Below are 20,664 nucleotides of genomic sequence, written 5' to 3' on the forward strand. Positions count from 1 at the left end.
GGAACGGCAGAACAGAAGATTCGCGGCGGTCATGGCCTGGGGGAGACGCCCGGTCCCATTCCGAACCCGGAAGCTAAGACCCAGCACGGCAATGGTACTGCACCCGGAAGAGTGTGGGAGAGTAGCACACCGCCGCCACTACACGTAAACACAAGAGGACCACCAGGGGCAACACCCTGATGGTCCTCTTCTCATATCCGGCCACCACCACAGACGACCCGAACCCCCCACACACGCCAAAACCATATGCCAAGTAACCGAACACGGTTGAGCGGAATATTAATGGCAACCACGTACTCAGTCTGCCGGGCACTTAACCAGTCTGCGATTTGATATTCGAAATCGATGATCCGGAAACTCTGGCTTACTTTGCCGCCCGTCGCCTATGGCTCAGGACAACTAGAATGATATCAGCCAAATCAGGCGCGTAAGCACGTATGCAAAGAAGGCGGATGAGCATGGGCAAAAGAATCATTCTTATAGGAGCTACCGGCAGGGTAGGTGCAAAGACTCTCGAGGACCTAGTTAAGGCGGGCCATGAAGTGGTAGCCTGCTCCCGAGGAGCCTCGAAGATCCCGTCCAGCCGACAAATGGAGCCCATGACCCTGGATCTGCGTGATCCGCTTTCCCTGGTAACAGATGCATTCCGCAAGATGCATGCTGACTCTGTTGTCTTCACCGCAGGCTCGCGCGGCAAGGACATTAATCAGATCGACGCCCTGGGAGCCATGAAGACCATAGAGGCCGCCAAAGCGGTCGGCATCTCCAGGTATGTCATGCTGGGAGCCATGTATGCAGCTGACTGGCTGCGCTGGGAGCAGCCACAAGTCAAACCTGCCATAGACGCCCTTGCCGATTATTACGTCACCAAGAACATGGCCGACCAGTACCTGATCAGTTCCGGACTGGACTACACAATCATCGAGCCAGGCAGCCTGACCGAGCAGGACGGCACAGGGACCATTCAGGTAGAGCCCGACGGCCCCGGACCCATACCGATCGCGGATGTTGCGCAATCCCTTGCAGACTGCGTCGACCTCCCACAGACCGCAGGCAGGATCTACAACATCATCGGAGGCAACACGCCCATCAGACAGGCCTTGACCGCAAAGTAGTGACAGAGCCAGCTGATTCTTCAAGAGCAGCTCTGGCGTCAAACTACGGCGTGTATGTACAGCAACGGTGATTGTACCCTAGTTGTAAATGCTTGCGTTGCTGATTGCGCGCTGGCATGCTACGTCTCTGTAATCTTTGTGAAGATGAGGTTGGCTTGGAGACATGGCGGATCTTAAGGAGGTCGTTGATGAACATCACCAATTTTCGGGATCTGGGTGGCATGCGGACCATTCATGGCAACCGGGTCCGCCCCCACAGGTTCATCCGGTCAGGACAGCTGGTGGGTTTGGATGAAGACACCAAGAAGGAACTGGTCGACTGCTACCAGGTGACGCAGGTCGTGGACTTCCGCCGGCCATTCGAGATACGGGAAAGCCCGGACGACAAGATCGACGGCGTGACCTTCACCAACATTGATCTGCTGGAGCAAAGCGGCGCCAACGGTGCCAGCTTGGACGATTTCGCCTCGCTGGGTTCGGCGGATCAGGTCAACGGTCACATGCTCAATGTCTACCATGACCTGGTCATGAATCCTGCCGCTCAGCAGGGGTATGGGAGGTTTCTGCGCATCGTCGTTGACAACACCCAGGGGGCTACTCTCTTCCACTGCTTTGCCGGCAAGGACCGGACCGGGTTCGCCGCGGCCCTTGTGCTCTGGCTGTTGGAGGTGGACGACGACCAGATATTCGCCGACTACCTGAAAACCAACCAAGAGAGGGTCACGGCCAACAATCAGCTGCTGGACCACTTCCGGGCAAAAGGCTTCGATCTGGATTCGCTAAATGCGCTGGAGATTGCGCTCTGCGTCAAGAAAGAATACCTGACCCATGCCCAGCAGACCATGATCGAGGCCTACGGGGACGTTTTCACCTATGCGAGTCAAGCTTTAGGTTTCGGTGCAGACCGGTTAGATGCTCTGCGCCGCAACCTGCTGGAGTAACCGCATAAGGCTGGAGGTGGCTGGGACGGGTAGACTCGAGCCTAGACGTCAATTGCGAGGAGGATGTTGTGCGATACATGAATTTAGGAAGGTCAGGATTCCGGGCCTCCCGTGTGGCCCTGGGGGTCATGCGGATCGATCAGAAGAGCCGCGAGGAGGCGCGGACCATTGTGGAGACGGCCATGAATGCGGGCGTGGACTTCTTCGACACAGCAGACTGCTACCATGCAGGGGCCAGCAGCCGTGCCTTGGGACAGGCTCTGAAGGATCTGAGCGTAGACCGGGACAGCGTGGGCATTCAGACCAAGTTCGGCATTTTCCGCAACCCTGAAAGTGACGAGATCACCCGCTATGACTTTTCCAAGGATCATCTGCTGAAGGCTTTGGATGAGGAGCTGGTCAACCTGCAGACCGACCATGTCGACTTCGTGCTGCTGCACCGGCCTGACACCCTGGTTGACCTGGATGATCTGGCTGAAGCTTTCAATGAACTGCAGTCCAGCGGGAAGGTTCGGCATTTCGGTGTCAGCAACGTCAACCCCATGCAGGTGGAGCTGCTGCAGAGCGCGGTGAGCCAGCGTCTGGAGGTCAACCAGCTGCAGTTCGGCCTGGGACATACTGGCATGGTCGACCAGGAGATCCACGTCAATATGAGCGACGATCCCAGCCTGGACCATGATGGTGGCCTTCTGGCCTATTCGCGGCTGAAATCCATGACCATTCAGGCCTGGAGCCCCTTCCAGACCGGGTACTTCGACGGGGTCTTCCTGGACAATCCCCGCTATCCCGAGCTCAATGACGAGTTGGACGAACTGGCCAAGCAGCATGGGGTAACCAAAAGTGCTATTGCGGTGGCCTGGATTCTGAGGCATCCCGCCGGTATACAGGTGCTGCTGGGATCCATGAACCCTGAGCGCATCACCCAGATGGCCGCTGGCGCAGATGTGGATCTGACCGCCCAGGAATGGTATGACCTCTATCTGAGTGCAGGTCACGATCTGCCCTGATCCCCGCTGTAGGGTCGCGCACGTCCGCCCGGTTTTACCGCTTCAGGTTATGAAGGATTGCGCCCTGCCAGTCTGATCTTGCATCAATTCTCTTGCGTCATCTGGCAGGGCCTGTCTGGTCGGGCATTGGTCGCCATTAGTGCAAAAGATGCGCAGAAGGATAATTAGATCGGTTTCGAGGTAGTCATACGCTGTCATGCATTATTTCACCCCGCGACGTTGCGCTGCTACGTCCAAGATCATGTATCACGATCGGGCCAAGGCCCAACAGGCTGCCGACCGCAGTATGGTCGAACGCGACGTTCTTCTATGGGTCTACCGCTGTGACTACTGCGGAAGCTGGCATTTGACCAGTCATGAGCCGGGCTCCTACCGGCGCATGAGGGCGGTCTCGCGCGCTTCAAAACCGCGCAGCCGCAAACGTGGGTACAAGCCCCGTCGCAGGTGAGATTGTCTCTTCAGCCCATGCGTTCTTGACGATTGCCAAGTTTATTCTGATTGATTCTGCCGGCCCCAAGGAGCAAGATCGGATTCCGCTGATCTCGCTGCTTGGGGCCGAACTTGAGGCTGGTGAGCTTATCGGGTGGGCCGTACACCTGTGCGGCTGGCAGGAATTCCGTTGTCTAGCAGGCTGGGTCGAAGCCCTGTCGGCGGATCGAGTCCAGCATGGGTTCATGGCCGGAGGCAGGGTCGCGAACCTTGTCGGCCATCATGGCGCTGAATGAACGGTGGGGATCGTCCAGGTGCCGGATGTCGCGATAATAGCGGGTGACTGTCTGGTCGAAGTCAGCCAGGGCATCCTTCATGTCCGTGTCATCGTCGGCCCGCTGATAGGTGTTGGTGAAGAATTGCGCCTGACGAGGCATTCTGGGCTTGGGGTCCGGATCTTGGGCCGGGTGTCCGATGGCAAGACCCAGCACGGGATAGACCAGTTTGGGAAGCTTCAGCAGATCAATCAATCTGTTCGTGTCATTGATGACGCTGCCCAGAATGACTCCTCCCAAGCCCAGGGCGTTGGCTGCGGTCTCCATGGCGTGCAGGGCCAGGACCGCATCGTTCTGCGACTGCAGGAAGACATAACCTGAGTTGAGCAGGGTGGTATCCGGATCCAGGTCATTGGCGAATTGTCGGACCAGATCGGCATTGCGGCGCTGGTCGGCCAGGAAGATGTAGAGCAACGGGGCTTCCGCGACATAGGGCTGATGGGCCATATCGGCGATGGCAAGCGCCTCATCATGATCCTTGACCCTGATGGCCGACCATTCATGGAAGTACCGGCTGGTCGCTGCATGCTGGGCCGCCTGCTCTAGCAGGGCGATGGTTTGGTCGTCAACCGGTTTGTCTGTGAATCCGCGGATGGAGCGTCGCTCGAGCAAGGTCCGTATGGTGGGATTATCGGCCGGATTCGAGACTGGAGTTTTCTGTGAATTTGATAAGGTCATTTTGACATTGTGGCCATCAACTTCTTCCAATGCAAGATCTTGTCGTCAAAATCACGCAATAAGCGTTATCGGGCCCGGCCTGGCGTCAGTCAGCATCCTATGTCTTCAGCGCTGGTGGCGGCGATCGATCAGCGTTTGGGAACCACGCTCGAACAGGCCGGAGACCAGGGCTGTGACGGCTGCCGACATAACGCCGAAGAGCAGGCCGGCAGTAGCGCTCTCCTGATCCTCTTCCGGGCTGTCTACGCCTCCGTTGCGCTTGCGGACCAACCCGCTCCAGAAGGATTGGAAGAGCTTGCCTGCCAGCAGTGCGGCGATGCTGGGAAGTGCAAATTTGACCAGCTTGTCCGTCAGCGAGTCCGGATCCGATTCAATTGAGCTGCGCATGTCGTTCACCTTGCCATCCACCTGATGAAGCATGCCGACCACTTGGTCGGCCATCCCGCCAGGTTCCCGTCCTGAGTCTGTCATAGGTCCATTATCCCACACGCAGGAGGTCTTAGTCTTGCATTGGGGATAGACGTGGCAACTGTTTGATCCTGCTGCTGCGGTTTTCCTCCAGTGCTATCGGGCTTAGGTAATTGCGGCGTCGCCTGATTCATTAATCAGCAAAGTTGGTTCACTGGCCAGCGACTGTTCTGTTGAGGAGCAGTTGTCCTAGCTCGATGTGCATATGTCTGAACCGATCCCCTCCTGCTCCGTGATGGGCCTTAAGGAGGCTTGGGCCTCTGCAGTGATAAAGTCAAGTCATGCTTAACGCAGACGAAAATGTGGGCAAGGACGCCTCGGAGCCGGGTTCAGTGGTTTTGCTGCGCCATGGCCAGACAGCTTGGAGCGTATCAGGGCAGTATACGGGCAGGACGGACTTGCCGCTAACTGAGCAAGGAATGCTTCAGGCCCGACAGGCTGGTGCTCGTCTTAGGCAATCCTTCCCGCACGGATTCGAAAAGAATTGCGTCTATGCGAGCCCTCTTAAGCGTGCCTTGCAGACTGCAGAGCAGGCCGGCTTCGATCAGCCGCTCCCTATGCCTGAAATAATGGAGTGGGATTATGGCCATGCCGAGGGCCAACGCCGTCAGGATCTTAGCCAGGAGTTGGGCCGTGACTGGGATATATGGTCTGATGGGCCTGCTGCTGTGATGAAACTGCCAAAGGCTGATCGGGACGAAGTGCTCTCTAGCGGTGAGCATGTGCAGGTACATGTCACTCCTGGTGAATCGTTGCCGGAGGTGGCTGAGCGTGTCGATAAGGCAATCGCTGCTATAAAACCGCAGATTCTTGAGGGCAAGGATGTCCTTCTCATAGCTCATGCACATGTGCTGCGAATCCTGGCCATGCGATGGCTTGGGCTTGATCCCATGGATGCCAGATTGCTGCGGATGTATACAGCGCACTTTGGAATCCTTGGCTTCTACAGAGGTGACCAGGTCTTGAAGCACTGGAATTGTTGAATCGGAACCTTTCAATTCTGCAGATGAGCGATTCCGGCAGTAGGCGGATCTGCGTTTTGGCTTGCCGCGCGCCCTATCGATAATGGCAGGGTGAATCAATCATCGGATATGCGACAGACTAAAAATGATTGACGGACGATATGCAAACGTTTGTATAATGAAACGCACAGTTTCTGACTAACAGAGTCGAATTGCCTTTCTTATTGGTATTAATCAACGTAAACAAGGAACATTATACAATGCTAGCGTTTGCAATTTGCTCGGAAAAGTGGGAAATTATGAGTACGGGCGGTTGATGAAGCCTTGCTTGATCTGCGCCGCCGCGTAAGTGATTGCGGGATACATCGCGATCTGGAGGAAAGGTTCAAAGATGAATAATACGGTCAAGACGGCCATAACTGCGGCGGTGGCTGCAGTCATGACTCTTGGAGCCGTTGCCGGGTGCGGGGCTTCCGGAACTGCTGCCAAAAGTGATCAGGGAAAAGTGTATTTTCTCAATTCCAAGCCTGAGGTTTCGGACAGCTGGAAGAAGATTGCCGATGAGTACACCAAGCAGACAGGTGTCCAAGTTACGGTGGAAACCGCTGCTTCAGGTACTTACCAGCAGTCACTGAAATCCGAGTTTGCCAAGTCTGAACCCCCTACGCTCTTTCAGCTCTCTGGGCCGGTGGACATGGAGACATGGAAGGATTACACGGCTGATCTGACTGACACGGCAATCTATAAGCAGATGAAGGATCAGACCCTCGCCTTGAAATCAGCAGAAACCGGCAAGCCAGTAGGTGTGCCTTTCGTCATAGAAAGCTATGGCTTGATTTATAACAAGGATATCCTGGACAAGTACACCAAGACCAGCAGTGCAGCGGTCAAATCCGTCAAAGACATTAACTCTTTTGCCAAGCTCAAGGCCGTTGCCGACGGGATGCAGGAGCACAAGGACGAACTTGGCATCAAGGGAGCATTTACTTCAGCCGGTTTCGACTCGAGCTCCATCTGGCGGTATGACACTCACCTTGCCAACATGGCGCTTGATAGAGAATTCAAAGACGATGGGATCACGCAGGAGCCCGCCAGCATCAAAGGCACCTACCTGCCTCAGTTCAAGAACATTTTCGACCTTTATCTAGCGGATTCAACCACTCCGCGCACACAGCTCAGCAGCAAGACGAACGATGATGCGAACTCTGAATTTGCCTTGGGGGATGCTGCATTCTATCAAAATGGCACTTGGGCCTGGACTGATCTGCAGAACGCTGGGATGGATGCCGACAAGGTCGGCATGATACCCATCTACATGGGTTTGCCCGACGAGCACGAGCAGGGATTGGCGACAGGTTCTGCGCAGTACTGGTGTTTGAATAAGAAAGCCGATTCCAAGAACATCAAGGCCACCGAACAGTTCCTCGACTGGATGATTACTTCAGAACAGGGCAAGAATGCCATAGCCAAGGATATGGGTTTCACCACCCCCTTCAAGACTTTCAATAAGGTGAAGACCGATAACCCCCTGGTCGCTGCCATGCAGAAGGACGCTGATTCCAAGCATGAGCGCGTGGGCTGGAGCTTCACAGTTGCGCCTTCGGAGCGTTGGAAGGACGATCTCGGAAGCGCCATGCTTGAATACGCACAGGGCACCGCTGGCTGGGATGGTGTCCGGAAGGCCTTTGTGGACAATTGGGCCAGGGAGTATCAGGCCAACAAGCACTGATTCGTCGTAAGGATGGTCTCAGCGCTGGAGCGGAGCGGTGGACGACCGGAGAATCAATGTGGGAGGGATCAGTTCATGCGGATTCTCCGGCTTCTTTCCCTCGATAAGCTGCAGGGTCTTCTTGGCAAGCGAAACAGCCATATCATAAGGCTTCTGCCGAATGGTGGTCAGCCCGATGTCCTCTGCGAATCTGCTGTCGTCATACCCTATGACGGACATGTCTGAGGGAACGGCGATGCCGAACCGTTGCAGTTGGAAAATCAGCGGTATGGCTAATGAATCCTCCTGACCCGCGATTGCGGTGGGTCTGGTCTTCAGGCTTTCCAGCTGTGCCAGCACAGCGCTGGTGGGGTTTTCGGTTGCCGGGGCTGCCAGGACTGTTGGCTTGATGTTGGCAGCCCTGCAGGCGCTTAGGAATCCTTCCAATCTGGCTTGAACGCTGAAGTGAAGTGAAGCAACAGGAGTTGATCGAATATATGCAATATGGGTGTGACCCAGAGCTATCAGATGATTGGCCGACAGCATGCCGCCATTGAAATCGTCGATGCGAACCGAGGCCATGAAGCCATTCCCCTCCGTAACGTTGAGGCTGAGGATCGGCACGTTGATGCTGGTGAGGCGCGAGACTTCGGCGGCCCCAATATCAAAAGAGGTGACTATGACGGCATCGACGTTGCGCTTGACCGGCAATGCCTCGAAGAATTCCCTTCGTGCGTGGCCGCTGATGATCTGGCAGATAGAGATGTCGTATCCATGGCGTGAAAAGACAGCGTTGAATCCTTCCATGATGGTCGAGTTGAACCAGGTGCTCAAGTGGTCGTTGATGAGCACGGCCACTCGTAGGGACTGGCCTGACTTGAGCGCGGTCGCGGAGCGTGAAATCGAAAAGTTCAATTTCTGCGCAGTTGACAGGACCCTGGAACGCGTGCGCTCGGATACCAGCTCCGGCCGCGTGAACGATCTGGAGACAGTGGACACGGAGACATTAGCTTGTTTGGCCACGTCCTGGATTGTGGATTCCATGGGTAACTCCTCGTCAATGCTGAGCCAAGACCAGCTCCTGCGATTGGATGCCGTTGCGGTGCTCAGGTATCTGATGATAGCGCGCTTCATTGAAATACTGTCAGTCCCGTATATGCCGTCTTTGGCTGTCGCAGGGAGCCATCAATTTGCAAAGGAGCAAGCGTATGTGTGAATCAATGGACGTGTCGTGCCGAATGAGAGGGCAGGAACGATGATTTCGATGGTTGGTCGGTCGGTTCGTAGGTGGTGGGGGTTGTTTGTGTTGCCTACGTTGTTGGCGTTTGTGGTTGGTTTTGTGGTGCCGTTTGTGATGGGTGTGTATTTGAGTTTTTGCCGGTTCACGACGGTGGTGGATGCCCGGTTTGTGGGGTTGGGCAATTATGCGGCGGCGTTGTCGGATGGGGAGTTCTGGCATGCGATGGGGTATACGGTGGCGTTCACGGTGGTGACGACGCTGGTGGTCAATGTGTGTGGTTTCGCGGTGGCGTATATGCTGACCAAGGCGATCCGTGGGGCGAATGTGTTCCGTTCGGTGTTCTTCATGCCGAATCTGATCGGTGGGATCATCCTGGGGTATATCTGGCTGTTGTTGTTGAACGGGGTGCTGCAGCATTGGGGCAGGTCGATCACGTATTCGGGGGTGTATGGCTTCTGGGGGATGGTGCTGTTGTATTGCTGGCAGCAGATCGGCTATATGATGATCATTTACATTGCCGGCCTTCAGGCGCTTCCTGGGGATGTGGTGGAGGCTGCTTCGGTTGACGGGGCCAGCGGCCGTCAGATCCTGTTCCGGATCACGCTGCCGTTGATGATGCCTTCGATCACGGTGTGCACGTTTCTGACGATGACCAACGGGTTCAAGATGTTCGATCAGAATCTGGCGTTGACCAATGGGGCGCCGTCGAACACGTCTGAGCTGCTGGCGCTGAACATTTACCGGACGTTCTACGGGCGCACGGGCTTCGAGGGCGTGGGCCAGGCGAAGGCGGTGGTGTTCTTCGTGATCGTGGCGGTGATCGCGGTGGTGCAGAACAGGCTGACGACCAGCAGGGAGGTTTCGGCATGAGCGGCAAGGTGAGGCATTCGGGCCTGTGGACCCTGTTCTTTGCTCTGGTGTCCTTGTTGTGGGTGTTCCCGATCGCGCTGGTGGTCGTGAACTCGTTCAAGAACAAGGCGTATATCTCGCGCAACGCGTTCTCGCTTCCTGCGGGCAGGACGTTCGTGGGCCTGGAGAACTACCGCAGGGGGGTGGAGCGGACCAATCTGCTGGCCAGCTTCGGCTGGACGGTGGTGGTGACCGTGGGCTCGGTCCTGCTGATCCTGGTGTGCACGTCCATGTGCGCCTGGTGGATCGTCAGGGTCAACACGCGGGTGGCCAGGTTCCTGTACCTGTTGTTCCTGTTCAATATGATCGTGCCTTTCCAGATGGTCATGTTCACCCTGTCGAAGATGGCTGACTCGCTGGGCCTGAACACGCCGTGGGGGCTGTGCGTGGTGTATCTGGGGTTCGGCGCCGGCCTGGCGGTGTTCATTTTCACGGGCGTGGTCAAGGGCATCCCCCAGGAGCTGGAGGAGTCGGCCATGATCGACGGGGCCGGCATCCCGCGCACCTTCTTCGGGATCGTGGTGCCGATCATGCGTCCCTCGATCGTGTCGGTGGCGATCCTGGAGGCCATGTGGATCTGGAACGACTTCCTGCTGCCCTACCTGACCCTGGACATGCGCCGGTTCAAGACGATGAGCATCGCCATCCAATATTTGAAGGGCGGGTACGGCTCGGTGGACATGGGCGCGATGATGGGCTGCCTGGTCCTGGCCATCATCCCCATCGTCGTCTTCTACCTGATCTGCCAGAAATACATCATCAAAGGCGTCCTCGCCGGCGCCGTCAAAGGATAAACGAATTTACGCCAGTTTGCAGTGGGTTATCATGGGAACCGGCATCACAATGGGGAACGAGCGTCCTTGCCGGTTTCCTGCCCTTTCTTGGCTTGGGGGGTCCCGTTGAGTTTTCTTTCTCCTGATTCAGGCTTCATGAGAGGTCTCGCCGATCTTATTGATGCCATATGGATTAACATCCTCATGCTGGTCACGTCAATCCCCCTGATATCCATCGGAGCCGCTCTAACCGCCGGCCATGACGCCGCCAGGAGGAGCCTTGAAGGGCGAGGGCATGTGACATCGAACTATTTCCGTGCCTTCCGTTCAAACTTCGTAAAGGCAACCATGATCTGGCTTGTTTTCGGGCCATTGCTGCTGCTGTTGATCTACGCTTGGGTAGTTCTCCAAATCACGCCCTTGTTGATCGTCAAGTTTGCTCTCAGTATTTTGTGGGTGTTAGGGTTCGAGTGGGTATGGGCCTTGCAATCGCGTTTTGAAAACACTGTTGGCCGTACCTTGTTTAATGCGTGGATATTTGCCTTGACCAATCTTGGGAGAACATTGATCATGGTGCTTTTTGACGCTGCGTATCTTGTTCTGCTGGTCCTGTCTTGGTTCTACATGCCGCAAGGGCTCTTTTTGTTACTGCTTCTCGGCTATGGGACTTTGATCATGGTGCACACGCCTCTGCTTAATGGTGCCTTTAAGCATTTTGCTGCGAATGCCCCGATGTCACGGTCCGCCGCCGTTAAAGCAGATTAGAAGAAGACCGCTGACTGAGGTTGGCTCGCAATATTACAATGAGGGTCCATGGTTACACTTCAGGATGTCGCTCGAGCCGCAGGTGTTTCGATTGCCACGGCGTCCTGGGCAATCAATAACAATAAGAACGTCAGGATTCCTGAGTCCACCATGAGGAAAGTCCGCAAAGTTGCGGCGGATCTGGGATACAGGCAGAATGCCATGGCCCGAAGCCTTGCCAGAGGACGGTCCGACCTGATTGGGTTTATTAGCGATGGGGTGGCTACTTCCCCTTTTGCGGGGCAGGTCATTCAAGGTGCTCAGGATGAGGCTTGGCGCAACGGAAAGATCCTGCTGATTGTCGATACGCATGGAGAACCCGATATTGAGCGCAGAGCCTGTGCTTTCATGCTGGAACGGCAAGTGGAGGGAATCGTGTATTCGTCCTGGGTCCACCACGAGGTTCGCCCTCCTGAGGACTTGGCCCGGGTGAATTCCGTCCTTGTGAACTGTTTTGATCGTCTGGGTCGATTCCCGGCAGTGGTGCCGGATGAAGTCCAGGGAGGCCGCACGGCTACGGAAATGCTGACAAATGCAGGCCATAAGCGTATAGCTTTCGTCAACGCCACCGAGCAGACGCCGGCCTCGCAGGGTAGGTTGCAAGGGTATAAGGAGGCTTTGGCTGCAGCCGGATTGAAGTACGACCCGGACATGGTGATGACCTGCACGGTGGATCAGGAAGGCGGATACGGCATCATGTCTCAGGTCATGCAGACCAGCGCCACGGCGGTATTCTGCCATAACGACCGCACTGCCATGGGCCTGTTCGATGCGCTTCGCGAACGAGGAATGCATGTGCCAGACGATATTTCGGTGGTGGGATTCGACAATCAGAAATTGATTTCCGCCCATCTCCATCCGGCGCTCTCCACAGTTGGTCTGCCGCAGTATGACCTCGGGGTGCTTGGAATTCGCACGCTGCTGCAACGCGAGGATGTCGGCGAGAAGGGCGAGGGTGGCAGCGCTGACGCTGCTGGCGAGCACGGGCCCTATTCGCCCATCAGGGTGGCCTGCCCTTCAGTGCCCCGCGACTCAATACGCATCCTCGAGGCTTCTTGATTTATGGATCACTGGGATGCGAGGTATCTGCGCCTCCCAATGAAGTTGATATCCCTCGGTTTATGGCCTTGTTTGACTTTTAGCATCAGGCTAATATAATGAGTGCTTAATCGCTTAAACAATGATGTAGCTAAGGGTCCGATATGTGCGATCCTCGACGGAAAGGTTGCAATGACTAAGCTGTATTATCAATTCCCGGGCACCTGGTTCGGAGACTGCATGCCCTTTGGAAAAGGAGATGAGTTCTTCCTCTTCCATCAGCGCGATAACCGGGACCCAGAACCATTCGGTAAGCCGTTTGGATGGGACTTGGCGACGACTAAAGACTTTGTTCATTATCGGGATTGTGGCGTTGCTATTCCGCGAGGCGGAGACGCAGACCAGGATCAATTCATATATGCTGGAAGTGTCTGTGAGGGTGAAGGCGCTTATCATGCCTTCTACACCGCCTATAACAGGGATTACTCCGCGCAGGGAAAGCCGGCGCAGGTCCTCATGCATGCAGTGAGTCATGACCTTTATCATTGGAAGAAGACTCAAGATGCCCTGACCTTCTCGCCCCAGGAAGGCTACGACCCTGATGATTGGCGAGACCCTTGGGTCATCCGCGACGATGAGCGTGATCGCTATCTATTGATCCTTGGCGCGCGTAAGCAGGGTCCTAAAACCGTACAGTCGGGGCGAACCGTGGCATTCTCGTCAAAAGACCTAGAGCACTGGAGTTTTGAAGGTGATTTCTGGGCGCCCAACCTTTACACCATGCATGAGATGCCTGATCTTTTCAAAATGGGCGATTGGTGGTATCACATCGTCACTGAATACAGTGACAAGCATGGAATGGTCTACAGAATGGCCCACTCGCTCGAGGGGCCTTGGGCTGCTCCTGCCGACGATGCATTTGATGGCAGCGCCTACTATGCCGGCCGCACCTTTGAACTGAACGGCAAGCGGATAATGTTCGGTTGGGTCGGCACCAAGGAAAACGAAGACGACAGGTCCAATTATGAATGGGGCGGGACTTTCGCTCCTCATCAGGTCTATCAGCGTGAGGATGGGTCCCTTGGCGTGCAGCCGGTTGACACCCTATGGAGCGCCTTCAACCACCGTCGCGAGATTGCAGACTTCAACATAGATGCGTCGGCCGGACGAGCAGAAAAGACCGTAGTCCAAGACTGCAGTGATCTGTATTCGTTTGAGGCGGATCTGACCTTCTCCCCGGGAACCCGTTCATTTGGTCTGCGGCTGAATGAAAACGAAGACACCGGTGAGTCCTACCAGTTCATATTCAAGGTCGGCGAGAACAGGTTCCTCTTTGAAAACAACCCGAACTATCCCTGGTTCGCCAACATGAATATAGGGTTGGAACGGCCGCTTGAATTGGTTGCAGGGCAGAAGTACCACCTGCAGCTCATAGTTGACGACACCATTGCCACCCTATATGTAAATGGCGTGGCTTTGAATTCCAGGATGTACAAGAAACCTGGCGATGACCTGGGAATTTTCGTGACAGAGGGGTCGTTGCAGACCACCAACATAACATTTTCCAACACGTTGAAAGAGGGGTGACTTCCTTAGCTGTTGAAAATTGATCGCCGGCGCCTGGCGACGTTGCCACAGGTGTCGGCGAGCTGAGTAATGAACCATTGAGCTTAAGCGTTTATTCGTCAGTCGAAAGGCACGAATAAGCGCCCGATAAAGTAGTCGGCCAAAGAGTAATGGAGTAATAGTAATAATGAGAAAAATCACCAAAGCAGTGGCTCTGGCAGGAGCGCTCGCTATGTCCATAGGCGGATTAAGCGCATGCGGAGGCTCTCAGGCTAGTGCCGACAAGGGACACGTCTATTATTTAAGCGCCAAACCTGAGCAACAGGATGAGTTCAAGGATCTGGCCAAGCAGTTCACCAAGGATACCGGTGTACCCGTTGATGTGTCTGTTGCTTCTTCCGGTACGTATGAGCAGTCCTTGAAGAGCGAGCTGGCAAAATCCAACGCGCCCACCATGTTCGACGTTGATAACAATGATTTCCAGAACTGGGGAGATTACTATCGCGATATGTCCGGGACGAAGATCTACAAGGATCTGAAGAATCAGGACTATGCCCTTAAGCTCAAGGACAAGGTTGTAGCCGTTCCCTTCGTTATGGAACGCTATGGCATCATCTATAACAAAGCACTGATGAAGAAGTACTTCGAAGCCAAATGGTCCAGCATAAAGTCCATAGACAAGGTCGACAACTTCAAGGCGCTGAAGACTGTTGCCGATGAAATCCAAGAGCACAAGGACGACCTTGGAGTGAAAGGCGCCTTCAGCTCAGCAGGATTCGACAGCAGCTCCAGCAAGAGATTTGGAGATCAGCTCGCCCATATTCCGGTCTACTACGAGTATCGGGATCAGAACACCGAAAAAGAGCCCCCGACACTTACTGGAAAATACATGGATAACTTCAAGAACATCTTTGATTTGTACCTAAAGGATTCTACAACTCCGGCATCGGAGCTTTCAAGCGCCACGATGGACGACTCCAACAGCGAGTTTGCGACTAAGCAATCTGTATTCCTGCAGAATGGTTCCTGGGGTTATCCTCAGATTAAGGATCAGGATGTGGCTGACAAGGATATCGGAGTCCTGCCCATCTATATCGGCGTGCCAGGCGAAGAAAAGTCTGGGCTGACGGTTAGCTTCATGTACTTTGCCACCAACAAAAACGCTTCGGACAAGGACCGGAAGGCTACCGAACAATTCCTGAATTACATTTTGGAGAACGATAAGGCCCGCAAGATCTTCACTGATGAGATGGGCTTTGAGACGCCGTTCAAGTCCTATGAAAAGGCGGGATTCAAGTCGAAGAACCCCGTGCAGAGGGCCAATGACGCATATGCAAAAGCCGGTGACTACGACACTGTTATTCACCCTCTTCCCAGTGCCCAATGGGTGGCTTCGCTCAGCGATGCCATGCTTGAATATGCCCAGGGCACCGGAAGTTGGTCAAAAGTCGCCTCCGCCTTTGTAGACGGTTGGGCAAAGGAATACAAGACCACCCACTGAGACGAGTGGGGATAACCATCAGTTTGACCATGTTGGACATCCCACTGAGATCTGGTGGGATGTCCTCTCTGGCCCAGGATGCGAGATGGCGTTCTTGGCTGCAATCCAGCGGGGCTTGATTTTCCGCAACCAATCTGGTGCGGAACTGTATGAAATGAGATGGGTCATGGGTGTAAAAACAAAATCTGCGTTTGCCGTAGGTCTTGCATGCGCAATGGTCATGGCATCCGCCGCGTGCGGCGGTACCTCAGCTTCAGAAGCAAAGGGTCGAGTGTACATGATCAGCCAGAAAGTGGAAAACAACGATCAGTTCCTCCAACTCGGGAAGCAATTCACCAAAGATACAGGCATACCGTTTGATTTGATTTCCCCCTCTGCCGACAGTTATGAGCAGACTTTGAAGAGTGAGCTGGCCAAGAGCAAAGCTCCGACTGTCATCGGCCTCGACAACAACGACTATCCCAATTGGTCGGACTATTGCGCGGATCTGTCCAAAACACGCATGTACAAAGATCTTGCAGATCCGGATTACGTACTTAAGACCGGGGAAAAGGTGGGCGCCATTCCGTTCGTCCTGGACCGCTATGGCATCATCTATAACAAAGCTATTTTGAATAAATACTTTAAGGCACCGTGGGCCAGCGTCCGTTCGGCGGATGCCATCAGAGGATTTGACAGTTTGAAAACCGTGGCTGATGAAATTCAGAGTCACAAAGACTATCTTGGGGTCAAAGGAGCCTTCACGTCCGCCGGATTCGAATCAAGCTCTATCCGACGATATGGTGACCAGCTGGCTCATATACCGGTCTACTACGAGTATCGAGATAAGAACGTCACAGAGTTGCCAGCGACTGTTTCTGATAAATATATGCCCAATCTCAAGAAGATTTTTGATTTGTATGTGAAAGACGAAACCATTGCACCGACCCAGCTTTCCAGTGCGACATTCGACGATGCTGTTTCCGAGTTCGGCCTTGGCGACGCAGTTTTCATTCAAACGGGATCCTGGGCATATCCGCAATTAAGAAATCAGGAGGTTGCCGACAAAGATATGGGAGTTCTGCCCATCTATATGGGTGTGCCGGGCGAGGACAAAGCCGGGCTGACCATAAGCTCCAACTACTTTGCCGTTAATTCGAGGATATCGCCGGAGGACCGGCGAGCTACGGAGAGATTTATGTCATGGATGCTGGATAGCGACAGCGCCAGGAAAATCGTTACGGACACCATGGGGTTCGAAACCCCATTTAAGTCCTATGCGAAGGCTGGGTACAAGACAAAGAACCCGATCCTCCGCGCCAACGATGATTACGCCAAGCGTGGCTGCTATGACATAATTATCCGTCCTCTACCTACCCAGCAATGGTCATTGAGTCTAGGCAATGCCATGTTGGAGTACGCCCAGGGTACCGGGCCTTGGACCGGCGTTGAGTCGGCCTTTGTCAACGGCTGGGCTTCTGAGTACAAGACCACACATAAGGGATGAATTGATACGGCCGGCCCCGTGTTTTAGAGCTGGGCCGGCTCCAAGGTTCTAGTGCAGACTGCATGATTCCAGGTTTGGAGGTTTCGATGATTTCGATGGTTGGTCGGTCGGTTCGTAGGTGGTGGGGGTTGTTTGTGTTGCCTACGTTGTTGGCGTTTGTGGTTGGTTTTGTGGTGCCGTTTGTGATGGGTGTGTATTTGAGTTTTTGCCGGTTCACGACGGTGGTGGATGCCCGGTTTGTGGGGTTGGGCAATTATACGGTGGCGTTCACGGTGGTGACGACGCTGGTGGTCAATGTGTGTGGTTTCGCGGTGGCGTATATGCTGACCAAGGCGATCCGTGGGGCGAATGTGTTCCGTTCGGTGTTCTTCATGCCGAATCTGATCGGTGGGATCATCCTGGGGTATATCTGGCTGTTGTTGTTGAACGGGGTGCTGCAGCATTGGGGCAGGTCGATCACGTATTCGGGGTGTATGGCTTCTGGGGGATGGTGCTGTTGTATTGCTGGCAGCAGATCGGCTATATGATGATCATTTACATTGCCGGCCTTCAGGCGCTTCCTGGGGATGTGGTGGAGGCTGCTTCGGTTGACGGGGCCAGCGGCCGTCAGATCCTGTTCCGGATCACGCTGCCGTTGATGATGCCTTCGATCACGGTGTGCACGTTTCTGACGATGACCAACGGGTTCAAGATGTTCGATCAGAATCTGGCGTTGACCAATGGGGCGCCGTCGAACACGTCTGAGCTGCTGGCGCTGAACATTTACCGGACGTTCTACGGGCGCACGGGCTTCGAGGGCGTGGGCCAGGCGAAGGCGGTGGTGTTCTTCGTGATCGTGGCGGTGATCGCGGTGGTGCAGAACAGGCTGACGACCAGCAGGGAGGTTTCGGCATGAGCGGCAAGGTGAGGCATTCGGGCCTGTGGACCCTGTTCTTTGCTCTGGTGTCCTTGTTGTGGGTGTTCCCGATCGCGCTGGTGGTCGTGAACTCGTTCAAGAACAAGGCGTATATCTCGCGCAACGCGTTCTCGCTTCCTGCGGGCAGGACGTTCGTGGGCCTGGAGAACTACCGCAGGGGGGTGGAGCGGACCAATCTGCTGGCCAGCTTCGGCTGGACGGTGGTGGTGACCGTGGGCTCGGTCCTGCTGATCCTGGTGTGCACGTCCATGTGCGCCTGGTGGATCGTCAGGGTCAACACGCGGGTGGCCAGGTTCCTGTACCTGTTGTTCCTGTTCAATATGATCGTGCCTTTCCAGATGGTCATGTTCACCCTGTCGAAGATGGCTGACTCGCTGGGCCTGAACACGCCGTGGGGGCTGTGCGTGGTGTATCTGGGGTTCGGCGCCGGCCTGGCGGTGTTCATTTTCACGGGCGTGGTCAAGGGCATCCCCCAGGAGCTGGAGGAGTCGGCCATGATCGACGGGGCCGGCATCCCGCGCACCTTCTTCGGGATCGTGGTGCCGATCATGCGTCCCTCGATCGTGTCGGTGGCGATCCTGGAGGCCATGTGGATCTGGAACGACTTCCTGCTGCCCTACCTGACCCTGGACATGCGCCGGTTCAAGACGATGAGCATCGCCATCCAATATTTGAAGGGCGGGTACGGCTCGGTGGACATGGGCGCGATGATGGGCTGCCTGGTCCTGGCCATCATCCCCATCGTCGTCTTCTACCTGATCTGCCAGAAATACATCATCAAAGGCGTCCTCGCCGGCGCCGTCAAAGGATAAACAACGCTCTGGCAGATGCCCAGACATTTAAAAAGAGCCTCGCGGCAATCCTCATATTGCTGCGGGGCCCTTTTATCAATTGGGCTCAGCTCCTCTGTCCGTTATTCCTGCACTGCGCGAACCACCCAGGCGGTTGTGTCTTGGGGAAGCAAGCCATCCTCGGTGAGGCTGCCCGATGCAAGTACGATTCGTCCTTGCGGAAGTGGAGTCGGCGCCTGCGAAAAATTGGTCAGACAGGTCAGCTCGGCAGGCTTGGAATCGACAATCGCCTGGCGTGTGTATGAAATCCGGCCGTCTGTGGCAGATAGGGCCGTGACTTTTGCGCTGTCTGCGGTGGTCAGCAGTGTGGCCCGTAGATTCAGGGCTTTCCGATAGAGGGAGAGCATCGAGGTCTCGTCGCTTTCCTCTTTATCGACTGCAAAGTCTCTGAACCAGAGCGGCTGCGGAAGATGGGGATCGCTGGCTGGCTCTCCGTCTTCGGCATGAGAGGGGGAGAACCCGAAGGAGGCCCCTTCTCCAAAAGTTGGATTCCACTTCGCGGGGGCAGGGATGTCTCCGGCGACCCACGGCAGGGGGACCCGGCACCCATCACGGCCTTTTTCGGTATATTTGCCGCGGGTTCGGTATGCTGTCGGATCCTCCAGACGGTTCCAGGGAATATCGGGAACCTCGAACAGGCCAAGCTCCTCACCCTGATAGATGTATACGGAGCCGGGCAGGGCGACTTCCAGGGCGAACCCTGCGCGTGCCCTGCGCGTGCCCTTGGCGCGGTCCTCGAAGTAGGTTTGCCCATCTCGAAGAAGCCAGTCCTTGTCAAGCTGATGATAAGTGGAGCTGCCCACCTGAGGCAGGGCGTATCTGGTGGCCTGTCTAACTACATCGTGGTTGCTCATCACCCATGTTGTGGTCGATCCCGAATCCTCGGCAGATTGCAGGCCTTCGGCGATTGCGGTGTACAGGGCCTGGCAGTCCCAATTGGCCTTGGCGAACTCGAAGTTGAAGACCTGCCCAAGTTCGTTCTCGGATGCGTACAGATGCTGGTGCTCAGGCACGACCCAAGCTTCTCCGACTGCAAAGCGATGAGGTTCAAATTCGTTGAAGACCTTTCGCCATTCCTTATAGATGTCATGCACCTCGGGCCTGTCCCATAGCGGATGCTCATAGTTGTGATAATTGGACTGTTCTTGAACGGGCCACTTATCCAACTCGGATATGGGGCGGCTGTCCAGATCCTTGGCCAGACCGTGGGCCACATCGATGCGGAAGCCGTCCGTGCCATGATTGGACCAGAAACGGAATATATCCTTAAAGGCTTCGTGAACATCCTTGTTCTTCCAGTTCAAATCAGGCTGCTCTTTGGCAAATATGTGCAAGTACCATTCGCCATCGTCAACCTGTTCCCAGGCCGGCCCTCCGAACAAGGACATCCAGCCGTTTGGCGGCAGTTCGCCGTTCGAGCCCCTGCCCCGGCGGAAGATGTATCTGTTGCGTTCGGGGGAGCCCGGAGCTGCCCGCAGGGCATCCTGGAACCATTCGTGCTTGTTTGACGTGTGGTTGGGAACAATGTCCACGATGACCTTGAGTCCCATTTTATGGGCTGTTTCGGCCATTTCGTCGAAATCAGCCATGCTGCCCAGGCGTGGGTCGACGTTGCAGTAGTCCATGACATCATAACCGCCGTCGGCCAAGTCCGATGGGTAGAAGGGCGACAGCCATATGGCGTCTATGCCCAGGTCTCGAAGATATTCCATTTTTTCGGTCACGCCTCGGATGTCGCCGATGCCGTCCCCATTGACATCCTTGAAACTGCGCGGATATATTTGATATACAACTGCCTGCTTCCACCAATCATCGTTCACGTTGTTGTTGGTCATGCACATATCCTCCCTGAAACAGGCCGTCTTATTGGTCAGCTTTTATATGACAACGATAGCAAAACCATTGGTCATCAGCTTTCGGGGTTTGATTAGCATTCG

18 protein-coding genes, 1 rRNA gene and 1 pseudogene are annotated in these 20,664 nt (G+C 55.1%); 16 read left to right on the forward strand and 4 right to left on the reverse strand.

Going from position 1 to position 20,664, the window contains the following annotated elements; translation table 11 throughout:
• The first annotated feature begins 21 nt into the window (after window positions 1-21).
• The 5 genes from rrf to GYM67_RS00715 all read left to right on the forward strand — a co-directional run bounded on the left by rrf (window position 22) and on the right by GYM67_RS00715 (window position 3,511).
• Window positions 22-138 (forward strand): 5S ribosomal RNA (rrf, locus tag GYM67_RS00695).
• Between the two features lie 320 nt (window positions 139-458).
• The gene (locus GYM67_RS00700; protein WP_220236680.1) at window positions 459-1,115 is read left to right on the forward strand and encodes an SDR family oxidoreductase; all 657 of its coding nucleotides are present in this window, start codon (window positions 459-461) and stop codon (window positions 1,113-1,115) included.
• A gap of 188 nt (window positions 1,116-1,303) precedes the next feature.
• Complete coding sequence (locus GYM67_RS00705) at window positions 1,304-2,056, forward strand: tyrosine-protein phosphatase (RefSeq protein ID WP_220236681.1); 753 nt, start codon at window positions 1,304-1,306, stop codon at window positions 2,054-2,056.
• A gap of 68 nt (window positions 2,057-2,124) precedes the next feature.
• The gene (locus tag GYM67_RS00710; RefSeq protein WP_220236682.1) at window positions 2,125-3,063 is read left to right on the forward strand and encodes an aldo/keto reductase; all 939 of its coding nucleotides are present in this window, start codon (window positions 2,125-2,127) and stop codon (window positions 3,061-3,063) included.
• A 196-nt stretch (window positions 3,064-3,259) separates the two neighbouring features.
• Window positions 3,260-3,511 (forward strand): hypothetical protein, encoded by a 252-nt coding sequence (locus GYM67_RS00715; protein WP_220236683.1) that lies wholly within the window; start codon window positions 3,260-3,262, stop codon window positions 3,509-3,511.
• Window positions 3,512-3,686: 175 nt separating this feature from the next.
• On the opposite strand, the gene GYM67_RS00720 is transcribed toward GYM67_RS00715, so the two are convergent.
• Window positions 3,687-4,439 carry a nitroreductase family protein gene (locus tag GYM67_RS00720; RefSeq protein WP_258561514.1) on the reverse strand — a complete coding sequence of 251 codons (753 nt, stop codon included), beginning with the start codon at window positions 4,437-4,439 and terminating at the stop codon, window positions 3,687-3,689.
• A gap of 171 nt (window positions 4,440-4,610) precedes the next feature.
• A complete protein-coding gene (locus tag GYM67_RS00725) occupies window positions 4,611-4,976 on the reverse strand; it encodes a DUF4235 domain-containing protein (RefSeq protein ID WP_220236685.1) in 366 nt (121 codons plus the stop codon).
• Window positions 4,977-5,254: 278 nt separating this feature from the next.
• On the opposite strand from GYM67_RS00725, the gene GYM67_RS00730 reads away from it, so the two are divergent.
• Together GYM67_RS00730 and GYM67_RS00735 are read left to right on the forward strand one after the other, a co-directional pair.
• The gene (locus tag GYM67_RS00730; RefSeq protein ID WP_220236686.1) at window positions 5,255-5,956 is read left to right on the forward strand and encodes a histidine phosphatase family protein; all 702 of its coding nucleotides are present in this window, start codon (window positions 5,255-5,257) and stop codon (window positions 5,954-5,956) included.
• 349 nt (window positions 5,957-6,305) lie between these two features.
• Window positions 6,306-7,664, forward strand: coding sequence for an ABC transporter substrate-binding protein (locus tag GYM67_RS00735; protein ID WP_220237330.1), 1,359 nt, complete (start codon window positions 6,306-6,308; stop codon window positions 7,662-7,664).
• Window positions 7,665-7,682: 18 nt separating this feature from the next.
• Here the strand turns inward: GYM67_RS00735 and GYM67_RS00740 are convergent, their stop codons facing one another.
• Window positions 7,683-8,687, reverse strand: a complete 1,005-nt coding sequence (locus tag GYM67_RS00740; RefSeq protein ID WP_220236687.1) for a LacI family DNA-binding transcriptional regulator — start codon at window positions 8,685-8,687, stop codon at window positions 7,683-7,685.
• A gap of 211 nt (window positions 8,688-8,898) precedes the next feature.
• Between GYM67_RS00740 and GYM67_RS00745 the strand changes: the two genes are divergently transcribed.
• The 9 genes and pseudogenes from GYM67_RS00745 to GYM67_RS00785 all read left to right on the forward strand — a co-directional run bounded on the left by GYM67_RS00745 (window position 8,899) and on the right by GYM67_RS00785 (window position 18,688).
• Window positions 8,899-9,753 (forward strand): carbohydrate ABC transporter permease, encoded by an 855-nt coding sequence (locus GYM67_RS00745; protein ID WP_220236688.1) that lies wholly within the window; start codon window positions 8,899-8,901, stop codon window positions 9,751-9,753.
• Window positions 9,750-10,586, forward strand: coding sequence for a carbohydrate ABC transporter permease (locus GYM67_RS00750; RefSeq protein WP_220236689.1), 837 nt, complete (start codon window positions 9,750-9,752; stop codon window positions 10,584-10,586). The genes GYM67_RS00745 and GYM67_RS00750 overlap by 4 nt, the downstream gene beginning before the upstream one ends.
• Window positions 10,587-10,691: 105 nt before the next feature.
• Window positions 10,692-11,330: a DUF624 domain-containing protein gene (locus GYM67_RS00755; RefSeq protein ID WP_220236690.1), complete on the forward strand. Its 639-nt coding sequence runs from the start codon at window positions 10,692-10,694 to the stop codon at window positions 11,328-11,330.
• Between the two features lie 48 nt (window positions 11,331-11,378).
• Window positions 11,379-12,428, forward strand: coding sequence for a LacI family DNA-binding transcriptional regulator (locus tag GYM67_RS00760; RefSeq protein WP_220236691.1), 1,050 nt, complete (start codon window positions 11,379-11,381; stop codon window positions 12,426-12,428).
• A gap of 171 nt (window positions 12,429-12,599) precedes the next feature.
• Window positions 12,600-13,994 (forward strand): glycoside hydrolase family 32 protein, encoded by a 1,395-nt coding sequence (locus GYM67_RS00765; protein WP_220236692.1) that lies wholly within the window; start codon window positions 12,600-12,602, stop codon window positions 13,992-13,994.
• Window positions 13,995-14,160: 166 nt separating this feature from the next.
• On the forward strand, window positions 14,161-15,474 hold the full coding sequence (locus tag GYM67_RS00770) for an ABC transporter substrate-binding protein (RefSeq protein ID WP_220236693.1): 1,314 nt from the start codon (window positions 14,161-14,163) through the stop codon (window positions 15,472-15,474).
• An 85-nt stretch (window positions 15,475-15,559) separates the two neighbouring features.
• The gene (locus GYM67_RS00775; RefSeq protein WP_258561515.1) at window positions 15,560-16,960 is read left to right on the forward strand and encodes an ABC transporter substrate-binding protein; all 1,401 of its coding nucleotides are present in this window, start codon (window positions 15,560-15,562) and stop codon (window positions 16,958-16,960) included.
• Between the two features lie 86 nt (window positions 16,961-17,046).
• Window positions 17,047-17,855: pseudogene (locus GYM67_RS00780) on the forward strand (carbohydrate ABC transporter permease).
• The gene (locus GYM67_RS00785) at window positions 17,852-18,688 is read left to right on the forward strand and encodes a carbohydrate ABC transporter permease (RefSeq protein ID WP_220236689.1); all 837 of its coding nucleotides are present in this window, start codon (window positions 17,852-17,854) and stop codon (window positions 18,686-18,688) included. Before GYM67_RS00780 ends, GYM67_RS00785 begins: the two are co-directional and overlap by 4 nt.
• Window positions 18,689-18,789: 101 nt before the next feature.
• On the opposite strand, the gene GYM67_RS00790 is transcribed toward GYM67_RS00785, so the two are convergent.
• A complete protein-coding gene (locus tag GYM67_RS00790) occupies window positions 18,790-20,562 on the reverse strand; it encodes a glycoside hydrolase family 13 protein (RefSeq protein ID WP_220236694.1) in 1,773 nt (590 codons plus the stop codon).
• Between the last annotated feature and the right edge of the window lie 102 nt (window positions 20,563-20,664).

The sequence above is a fragment of the Bifidobacterium asteroides genome, assembly GCF_019469425.1.
GTDB classification, from domain to species: Bacteria; Actinomycetota; Actinomycetes; order Actinomycetales; family Bifidobacteriaceae; genus Bombiscardovia; species Bombiscardovia asteroides_I.

Bases quoted from the DNA above. Each gene is read 5' to 3' on its own strand.
- GYM67_RS00700 (WP_220236680.1), top strand. From the start codon at position 459: ATGGGCAAAAGAATCATTCTTATAGGAGCTACCGGCAGGGTAGGTGCA.
- GYM67_RS00705 (WP_220236681.1), top strand. From the start codon at position 1,304: ATGAACATCACCAATTTTCGGGATCTGGGTGGCATGCGGACCATTCAT.
- GYM67_RS00715 (WP_220236683.1), top strand. From the start codon at position 3,260: ATGCATTATTTCACCCCGCGACGTTGCGCTGCTACGTCCAAGATCATG.
- GYM67_RS00725 (WP_220236685.1), bottom strand. From the start codon at position 4,976: ATGACAGACTCAGGACGGGAACCTGGCGGGATGGCCGACCAAGTGGTC.
- GYM67_RS00730 (WP_220236686.1), top strand. From the start codon at position 5,255: ATGCTTAACGCAGACGAAAATGTGGGCAAGGACGCCTCGGAGCCGGGT.
- GYM67_RS00740 (WP_220236687.1), bottom strand. From the start codon at position 8,687: ATGGAATCCACAATCCAGGACGTGGCCAAACAAGCTAATGTCTCCGTG.
- GYM67_RS00745 (WP_220236688.1), top strand. From the start codon at position 8,899: ATGATTTCGATGGTTGGTCGGTCGGTTCGTAGGTGGTGGGGGTTGTTT.
- GYM67_RS00750 (WP_220236689.1), top strand. From the start codon at position 9,750: ATGAGCGGCAAGGTGAGGCATTCGGGCCTGTGGACCCTGTTCTTTGCT.
- GYM67_RS00760 (WP_220236691.1), top strand. From the start codon at position 11,379: ATGGTTACACTTCAGGATGTCGCTCGAGCCGCAGGTGTTTCGATTGCC.
- GYM67_RS00765 (WP_220236692.1), top strand. From the start codon at position 12,600: ATGACTAAGCTGTATTATCAATTCCCGGGCACCTGGTTCGGAGACTGC.
- GYM67_RS00770 (WP_220236693.1), top strand. From the start codon at position 14,161: ATGAGAAAAATCACCAAAGCAGTGGCTCTGGCAGGAGCGCTCGCTATG.
- GYM67_RS00775 (WP_258561515.1), top strand. From the start codon at position 15,560: ATGGCGTTCTTGGCTGCAATCCAGCGGGGCTTGATTTTCCGCAACCAA.
- GYM67_RS00785 (WP_220236689.1), top strand. From the start codon at position 17,852: ATGAGCGGCAAGGTGAGGCATTCGGGCCTGTGGACCCTGTTCTTTGCT.
- GYM67_RS00790 (WP_220236694.1), bottom strand. From the start codon at position 20,562: ATGACCAACAACAACGTGAACGATGATTGGTGGAAGCAGGCAGTTGTA.